The organism is Kitasatospora phosalacinea (assembly GCF_030268885.1).
GTDB classification, from domain to species: Bacteria; Actinomycetota; Actinomycetes; order Streptomycetales; family Streptomycetaceae; genus Kitasatospora; species Kitasatospora phosalacinea_C.
This window is the reverse complement of the sequence record NZ_BSSA01000162.1, coordinates 1-254: the sequence shown is the minus strand read 5'-3', so window position 1 is coordinate 254 and position 254 is coordinate 1. Positions and strand designations below refer to the sequence as shown.

The 254-nt window shown below is 59.1% G+C and carries 1 rRNA gene; it reads left to right on the top strand.

The annotated features are described in order from the left end of the window. A 23S ribosomal RNA gene (locus QSK52_RS39385) occupies window positions 1-254 on the top strand; the annotation flags it as partial.

The window sequence follows — 254 nt, the reverse complement described above, 5'->3', positions numbered from 1 at the left end:
GTGGAGCCGGTGACCCAACGGGGTAGTAGGTGAGCGATGGGGTGACGCAGGAAGGTAGTCCAGCCCGGGCGGTGGTTGTCCCGGGGTAAGGGTGTAGGACGTTGCGTAGGCAAATCCGCGCGACACTGAGTCTGAGACCTGATGCCGAGCCGATTGTGGTGAAGTGGATGATCCTATGCTGTCGAGAAAAGCCTCTAGCGAGTTTCATGGCGGCCCGTACCCTAAACCGACTCAGGTGGTCTGGTAGAGAATAC